At 64.2% G+C, this 7896-nt stretch carries 6 protein-coding genes and 1 pseudogene; 2 read left to right on the plus strand and 5 right to left on the minus strand.

Annotated elements, in window-relative coordinates; translation table 11 throughout:
• Positions 1 to 734: pseudogene (locus EPO09_RS06190) on the plus strand (MFS transporter); the annotation flags it as partial.
• 51 nt (positions 735 to 785) lie between these two features.
• Here the strand turns inward: EPO09_RS06190 and EPO09_RS06195 are convergent.
• From EPO09_RS06195 to mutL, 5 genes are all read right to left on the minus strand, one after another.
• The gene (locus EPO09_RS06195; RefSeq protein WP_290641255.1) at positions 786 to 1556 is read right to left on the minus strand and encodes an MBL fold metallo-hydrolase; all 771 of its coding nucleotides are present in this window, start codon (positions 1554 to 1556) and stop codon (positions 786 to 788) included.
• Between the two features lie 117 nt (positions 1557 to 1673).
• Positions 1674 to 2639, minus strand: coding sequence for a tRNA (adenosine(37)-N6)-dimethylallyltransferase MiaA (gene miaA / locus EPO09_RS06200; RefSeq protein ID WP_290641257.1), 966 nt, complete (start codon positions 2637 to 2639; stop codon positions 1674 to 1676).
• Positions 2636 to 3898, minus strand: coding sequence for a multidrug effflux MFS transporter (locus EPO09_RS06205; protein WP_290641259.1), 1263 nt, complete (start codon positions 3896 to 3898; stop codon positions 2636 to 2638). The genes miaA and EPO09_RS06205 overlap by 4 nt, the downstream gene beginning before the upstream one ends.
• On the minus strand, positions 3885 to 5132 hold the full coding sequence (locus EPO09_RS06210; RefSeq protein WP_367200048.1) for a pseudouridine synthase: 1248 nt from the start codon (positions 5130 to 5132) through the stop codon (positions 3885 to 3887). Before EPO09_RS06210 ends, EPO09_RS06205 begins: the two co-directional genes overlap by 14 nt.
• 39 nt (positions 5133 to 5171) lie before the next feature.
• Positions 5172 to 7280, minus strand: a complete 2109-nt coding sequence (gene mutL / locus EPO09_RS06215) for a DNA mismatch repair endonuclease MutL (RefSeq protein WP_290641261.1) — start codon at positions 7278 to 7280, stop codon at positions 5172 to 5174.
• A 78-nt stretch (positions 7281 to 7358) separates the two neighbouring features.
• Between mutL and EPO09_RS06220 the strand changes: the two genes are divergently transcribed.
• A partial coding sequence (locus tag EPO09_RS06220; protein WP_290641263.1) for a VTT domain-containing protein occupies positions 7359 to 7896 on the plus strand: 538 nt, incomplete at its 3' end.

Here is a 7896-nt window from a genome sequence, read left to right on the forward strand (position 1 = left end):
ACTTCCTGTTCGGTGTGCTGGCCTTGTCGGTGGCTTATGGCCTGTTCTTCGGCAACGTGGTGCTGCTGCCTATGTGGCTGCAGCAGTACATGGGCTACACGGCCTCCGTGGCCGGTATGGCTGTGGCGCCGGTCGGCTTGCTGGCGATCTTGCTGTCACCCATCGTGGGCAAGAACGTGACCAAGGTGGACCCGCGCTGGCTGGCCACGGTCGCTTTCTCGGGCTTTGCACTGGTGATGTGGATGCGTTCGCACTTCAACACCCTGGTCGACTTCAACCACATTCTGGTGCCGACGATTCTGCAAGGTGCGGCCATCGCCTTCTTCTTCATCCCCTTGAGTGCGATCACGCTCAACGGCTTGACGCCGGACCGCATCCCCGCTGCATCGGGCTTGAGCAACTTCGTTCGGATCACGGCGGGTGCGATGGGGACGTCCACCGTGACCACCATCTGGGAGAACCGCGCCACGCTGCACCATGTGCACATGGTCGAGAAGGTGTCTCGCACGGATCCTGGCGCCATGGATGGCCTCAATGCCCTGATGAACACGGGCATGAGCTTCGATCAGGCTGCGGCGCAGATCACGCGCTTGATCGATCAGCAGGCCTTCACGCGGGCAGCGGACGATGTCTACCTGGTCTCGTCTTTCCTGTTCTTGTGCCTGATCCCGATTGTGTGGATGGCCAAGCCCAAGAAGATGGCAGCGCCTGTGGATGCGGGCGGGGCGCACTGAGCCTTTGCCGCATTCTTTGCGGTATTGGCAGGCTCGGCGCCCTGGGTGATGTCAGCGCGGGATGGCGTAGTTGGCGTCGGTCATCAGATCGATGCCGCACGACAGGCCTTCCACCCAGTCGATGAACTGCTTGACGGCCGGGCCTTGCAGTGGCGCGCCGTGCTGCGGCACGATCATGTCGATGGGCAGTTGCCGCGCCATACGCGCCCAGAAGCGCAGGATCTTGTTGGACACCATGTAGCGGCGATGGAAGGCTTCCATGCCCGGTGGCATGGGCGACAGCGAGGTGATGACTTGCTGGGCTTGCTTGCCGGCCATCAACGAGACACCCAGGTCGCCTGAGAACAGGATGCGGCTGATCGGATCGTAGAACTGGAAGTTGCCTTCGGCGTGCATGAAGTGCGCGGGCAGGGCGATCAGTTCGCTGTTGCCAATCGGGATACGCATGCCTGAATCCGGCATGCCGATGATGCGGCCTGTGGTCTTACCCGGCTTGCAGAAGTGCGGCACAAAGCGCTCCCACAGCGTGGATACATACAGCTTGGCATCTGGTGTGGCGGTCATCCAGCGGTCAAGCGCGGCGATGATGTCAGGGTCAGCATGCGAGGCCACGATGGCCGACAGGCGTGAGGGCGCGAAGTGCCGGGTCATGGCCAGATAGAGCTCGCTGTAGGCCAGGTTGCCGCCCGGATCGATGATGGCGCCGGTATCGTCGTTGACGATGAGGAACTGGTTGGCCTGAACTGCGCCGCCTCCTTCGTCACACAAATCAGAAAACATCAGGCACACGTGGCCCTTGTGGCGAAACAGTTCGTACGGCATGGTCTTTCTCGGTGAAGGGCCAGCTTATGTGCGCCAGTCTGGCTTGGCGTTAACCCATATCAAGCCTACAGGGCTTCGCCAGTCAAGTTTGTGCGTTTGTGGCGAAAACCGCAAGCGTCACGACTGGATACCAAATGCGCGTCGTACACCGATCAGCGCATCGGCTTGATCGCAGGGTACGACCACACGTTGCGGCATGCTGCGCAGCCAGGTGATCTGGCGTTTGGCCAACTGGCGCGTGGCGGCGATGCCTTTGTCCATCACCTCTTTGAGCACGGTGGGCTGGTGCAGATCCAGCCCGGCATCCAGTGCTTCCCAGACCTGGCGGTAACCCACGCACCGGATGGAGGGCAGGCCCACGTGCAGATCGGGGCGCTCGCGCAGGCGCATGATCTCATCAATGAAGCCCGCTTGCATCATCAGCTCGAAGCGTTGCGCCACGCGTTGATGCAGCCAGGCACGATCGGTGGGTTCCAGCGAGACCAGGATGGCCTCGTGTTGCGGCTCGTCTTTCTTGTTCGCTCTTTGATGGAAGCTCGACAAAGGCTGGCCTGTGCTGTGCCAGACCTCCAATGCACGCTGGATGCGCTGGGTGTCAGCCGGGGCGAGGCGCGCGGCGGTGATGGGGTCGACCTTGGCCAGTTCGGCATGCATCGCGGGTGTGCCGCGTTCGGCGATCTGGGCATCCAGCATGCCACGGATGGCAGGGTCTGCGGTGGGCATGTCGTCCAGGCCTTCAAGCAGGGCCTTGATGTAGAGCATGGTGCCGCCGACCAGCAGTGGTGTGCGATCGCGTGCACGGATCTCGCCAATCAGGCGTTGCGTGTCTTGCACGAAGCGGGCGGCGCTGTAGCTCTCGCTCGGGTCGATGATGTCGATGAGATGGTGCGGTACGGCGGCCATCTCGTCAGCAGACGGCTTGGCGGTGCCGATGTCCATGCCCTTGTAGATGAGGGCCGAGTCCACACTGATGATCTCGATATCGACGTCTTGCGCCAAGGCCAGTGCGGCCGCGGTTTTGCCGCATGCGGTGGGGCCGGCCAGGATCCAGGTAGGTGGCGTCTTCGTCATGATCTTGTTCATGCAGCGGCGTGATGATGGCCGTCACGTTGAACGCGGCCAAGCGCGATCCACGCCGTCATCGCGCCACCGATGCCCATGCCCAGCGTCATCGGATGAATGGTGCCGGCCCATGCTGGCAGGGATGTCCACCAGGACATGAATGCGCCGATCACGAAGGCAATGAAGGACAGCACGAAGCCTGACAAAGCCGATGCGGCGCCCGCCTGCATGGGGAAGGCCGAGACCACACCCGTCTGCCCGCAAGGCTGATGGATGCCATGTGCAAAGGCGTACAGCCACATGCCAGGCAGCAGGCTCCAGGCGGGCACCTGCCAATGCCACATGAGTTGCCCGGCAGAGACCAGCACCAGCGCCGTGCCACCGGCCAGCGAACACCAGCCTGCCATGCGCACGGTGCCCACCAGGCCTCGGTGAGGCAACATGCGGCGGCACAGGAAGGTGCCAGCCAGATAGGACAGCGACAAGGTGGACATGCCAAAGCCATAAACCGTGCGGCTGGTGCCCAGCACCTGGATGAACACGAAGGATGACAAGGCCAGGTACACGAACAGCCCGCCATAGGTGGACGAGGTCAACATGGCGTGGGCACGGAAGGTGGGGTGCCTGGAGATCTGCCACCAACTGCGAACCATGGTGCCCCAGTGCAGGTGATGCTGGCGGCGTTCCTCGGGCAGGGTTTCGGGCAGGCGCGTCCAGATGAACAGCCAGGTGGCCAGGCCGAACAAGCCCAGCAGGCCCATGGTGGCACGCCAGCCGAAGTGCGTGGCCGTGAGCCCGCCCAGGATGGGGCCTGCCAGCGCCAGAACGCCCAGCCCGCTCATGCCCTTGGCCATCATGCGGGCGCCTTGTTCGGGCGCGTACAAGTCACGGATCATGGCGCGGCCGCACATCACGGCAGCCGACAGGCTGGCGCCTTGCGCCACGCGCGCCAGGATCATCATGCTCAGATCCTGGGCGACCACGGTCAAGGCGCTGGCCAGCACATAAAAGCCCAGGCCCCAGCGCAAGACGGGGCGGCGGCCAAAACGATCCGAGATCGGGCCCCAGATCAACTGGCCGAAACCAAAGGCCAGGATCATGGCCGAGAGCGTCCACTGCACATGCGACGGGTCCAGCCCTAGCTCGCGTTGCATCTGCGGCAACGCGGGCAGGTAGAGATCGGTCGTGATGGGTTGCAGGCCGGTGAGCAGGCTCAGGGCCATGATCACCACCCAGGCCGGCAGGGCGCGGTCAGCCCGCGTGGGCTCAGAAGCGCTCATCCGGCCTCAGGAAGCGCCATTGACCCAGGGGCAGCTTGCCCAGCGTGATGCGGCCCATGCGCACGCGCTTGAGGCCCACCACTTTGAGTCCAACCAGTTCGCACATGCGGCGGATCTGGCGCTTGCGGCCTTCACGCAGCACGAAGCGCAACTGCTGCTCGTTCTGCCACGACACCTGCGCAGGCTTGAGCTGGCGGCCATCCAGTTCCAGGCCGAACTTGAGTTGTTCGATGGCTTCTGGCGGCACCACGGCGGAGACGTTCTCTGCCTCAGGCGAGGCCTCGTACACCACACGCACGAGATATTCCTTCTCGATGCCGGAGTCTTCGCCGATCAGTTGCTTGGCGATGCGGCCATCCTGTGTGAGCACGAGTAGGCCGGTGGAGTCGATGTCCAGACGGCCCGCAGGGGCGAGGTTCTTCAGGTGGCCTCGTGTCAACTGGACGGGCAGCTTGTCTTCGTGCCAGCGGTTCTCAGGCCTGATCAGTGCCACGGCGGGCTCATAGCCGTCTTCAGCCTGGCCGCTCACATAGCCGATGGGTTTGTGGATCAAGACGGTGACGCGCTGGGCCTGTTGGGTGCGCGCCAGCGAATCGATGGTGATGACTTGATGCGGGAACACGCGCGTGCCGAGTTCGCTGACAACCTCGCCATCGACACTGACCCAGCCTTGTTCGATCCACTCATCGGCTTCACGGCGCGAGGCCAGGCCTTTTTCGCTCATGAGCTTGGACAGGCGCAGGCGGCCGTCGTCTTCGCGTGGTTCGACCGGCGCTTGCGGTTGGCGTGGGGCCGAATGGCCGTCAGCACGGCGGTGGTCTCGGCGTGGCGCTTGTTCCGGGCGTTGGTCCTGATAGTCAGAGCGATCTGCCGACCGGGCGCGATCCTGCGTGCCGCGTGGATCCTGCTCACGGCGCGATGAGGGGCGGCGATCACCCTGTGGCGCCTGGCGCGGATCACGGCGAGGTTCATCTCGGCCCTCGCCGCGGTAAGCGCCGCGATCCTGGCCGGGCGCCTGACGTGGCTCTCTGCGAGGCGCCTGTTCGTCTCGACGTGGTGCCGCACGCTCACGGGCTGCAGCTTCTTCACGTGCCTGAGTAGCCTCTGCAGCCGTCATGCGCTTGCGTGGCGCCGTGCCGCTGCCACGCACGGGGGGCTTGCGGTAGGGGCTGCCGGTTTGTTCGGTGTCGGCCTGAGCCGGTTTGGCCAGGATCAATTTTTTTCGTTCGGTCATAAGGGTGTCCGGCAGGGCGGCTGCGTGGGGCGATGCGGATCAACGGCCACGCAGGAAAAGGGCGTCGAGTTCTTTCAACGTGAGCTGGCGCCAGGTCGGTCGGCCATGATTGCACTGATCGGCGCGTTCGGTGGCTTCCATGTCGCGCAGCAGGGCATTCATTTCGGCCAAGGTCAGGCGGCGGTTGGCGCGCACGGCGCCGTGGCAGGCCATGGTCGCCAGCAGTTCATGCTGCGCGCGCTTGATCACGTCGCTGGCGTCGAGCTGGGCCAGTTCAGCCAGCACCGAGCGGGCCAGTTCCACGCCGTCAGCCTGTGTCAGGGCCATGGGCAACGAACGCACAGCCAGTTTGCCGGGGCCGATCGCATCCACGTCCAGGCCCAGCGAGAGCAGGGCGTCGCGCTGGGTTTCGGCCGTGGCCACTTCCTGAGGCGTGGCCGCAAAGGTCAGCGGGATCAGCAGGGGCTGGCTTTCCAGGCGCTCATGCGCCAGTTGTGCTTTCAGGCGTTCGTAGACCACACGCTCATGGGCGGCGTGCATGTCCACGATGATCAGGCCCTTGGCGTTCTCGGCCAGCACGTAGATGCCGCCGATCTGCGCCACGGCACGGCCCAGGGGCCATTCCTGGCTCTCATCCATCGAGGCCGGGGGGATCTGATTGGTCCAGTCGTTGGCGGGTTGCGCGTTGCTGCTCAGATCGCGGGTGACAGGGGCAGTAGCAACGGTGAACGCTTGTGCCTCATCGTCCTGGCTGGATGAGGCCACGACCCGAGGCAGGTTCAAACCGGCAAAAGCGTCGGGGGACGCGCTGGGATCAAAGGCGGGGATGGGCGTGGATGCCGTGGACAACACGGTGGCCGTGTCGGACGACGCGCCACCGCTACTGGGCCAGCCGCCCCAACGGCGCTCCGGTGCGCTGTCTTGTACACGCATCCAGGGCAGGGCGGTCTGTTGCGCGGGCTGCAGCTTGGGCGGCTCTGTAGTGGCCTGCAAGTTGAAGGCGGGCGTGGCCTGTGAGCCGTCAGCTGGCCTTGCAGATGTCGCTTCTTCTGATGCCGACGAGCCGGTACCAGGCAAGGCTTCTTTGGCATCAACCTGACCTGCGCGAGACAAGGCCAGCGCCGCTTCAACTGCCTTGCGCGCAGCCTGGTGAACCTGGCGCGAATCACGGAAGCGCACCTCGATCTTGGTCGGGTGCACGTTCACATCCACCAACTCCGGCGCGATGTCGATGAACAGCGCGTAGGTAGGTTGACGCGAGCCATGTAGCACGTCTTCGTAGGCGGAGCGCACGCCGTGAGCCAGCAGCTTGTCGCGCACATAGCGGCCATTGACATAGCAGTACTGCCAGTCGGCACGGGAGCGGGCGGCATCGGGCAGGCCGGCGCGGCCATGGATGCGCATGGGCCCGATGCTCAGCGCAACCTCACGGCTGGTGCGCACGAACTCGTCGCCCAGCACATCGGCCAGGCGCTGCGCCGGTGTGCCCGCACGCAGTTGTTCAACCAGCTTGCCTTCGTGCCACACGCTGAAGCCCACATCCGGCCGCGCCAGGGCGTGGCGGCGTACGGCTTCCAGACAATGCGCCAGCTCGGTGGCATCACTCTTGAGGAACTTGCGCCGGGCGGGGGTGCTGAAGAACAGCTCGCGCACTTCCACGCTGGTGCCCACGGCACGCGCAGCCGGGCTCAATTCACCCGAGCGGGCATCCAGCCGGTGGGCGTGTGCGGCGTCAGGTGTGCGGCTGGACAAGGACGTGTCAGACACGGAGGCGATCGCCGCCAGGGCCTCACCCCGAAAACCCATGGTGGACACATGCTCCAGGTCATCGAGCGAGCGGATCTTGCTGGTGGCGTGGCGGCGCAGGGCCAAAGGCAGCTCGGGCACCGGGATACCGCAGCCATCGTCTTCCACCAGAATCTGGCGCACGCCACCAGCCAGCAGCTTGACGGTGATCTGGCTGGCGCCGGAGTCCAGCGCGTTGTCCACCAGCTCGCGCACCACGGACGCCGGGCGCTCCACCACCTCGCCAGCGGCGATCTGGCTGATCAGTTCGTCGGGCAACTCCTGAATGGTTCGGCGCGCAGGCGCTGATTCAGGTGTGGGTGTGTCCGAAAAAGATGGTTCGCGGGCGGGCTCAGGCGTCATCCTGCTATTGTAGAAGGCCCGGGCTTCGGGGATTGGCTGTACGGCTTCCTTGAGCAATCCCGGCCATAATGCGCCGCCATGGATATCGCACACTTTCTGATTGACTTCATCCTGCACGTGGACAAGCATCTGATGATGTTTGTGCAGGATTTCGGGCCTTGGGTCTATGCCCTGCTGTTCCTGATCATCTTTGTCGAGACCGGCGTGGTGGTCATGCCCTTCCTGCCGGGTGATTCGCTGCTGTTCATGGTCGGGGCCCTGTGCGGCCTGGGCATGATGAGCCTGCCCCTGTCCATCGGGCTGCTGACTGTGGCCGCGATCGCGGGCAATCAAAGCAACTACGCGATCGGGCGCAAGCTGGGGCCTACAGTGTTCCAGTGGGAGCAGTCACGTTTCTTCAACAAGAAAGCTTTCGAGCAAGCTCACGCCTTCTATGAGCAGTACGGCGGCATCACCGTGGTGATCGCGCGCTTCATGCCTTTCCTGCGCACCTTCGCGCCCTTCGTGGCGGGTGTGTCGGCCATGAGCCGTGGCAAGTTCACCTTCTATGACGTGACCGGTGGTACCTTGTGGGTCGTGGGTGTGACGCTGGCGGGCTACTACTTTGGCAACATCC

This window comes from Aquabacterium sp. (assembly GCF_004297345.1).
Taxonomy (GTDB): domain Bacteria; phylum Pseudomonadota; class Gammaproteobacteria; order Burkholderiales; family Burkholderiaceae_C; genus Aquabacterium.

What these genes read in the sequence shown, in the direction of transcription:
- EPO09_RS06195 (WP_290641255.1), bottom strand. Translation starts at nt 1,556, where the DNA reads ATGCCGTACGAACTGTTTCGCCACAAGGGCCACGTGTGCCTGATGTTT.
- EPO09_RS06205 (WP_290641259.1), bottom strand. Translation starts at nt 3,898, where the DNA reads ATGAGCGCTTCTGAGCCCACGCGGGCTGACCGCGCCCTGCCGGCCTGG.
- EPO09_RS06210 (WP_367200048.1), bottom strand. Translation starts at nt 5,132, where the DNA reads ATGACCGAACGAAAAAAATTGATCCTGGCCAAACCGGCTCAGGCCGAC.
- mutL (WP_290641261.1), bottom strand. Translation starts at nt 7,280, where the DNA reads ATGACGCCTGAGCCCGCCCGCGAACCATCTTTTTCGGACACACCCACA.
- miaA (WP_290641257.1), bottom strand. Translation starts at nt 2,639, where the DNA reads ATGAACAAGATCATGACGAAGACGCCACCTACCTGGATCCTGGCCGGC.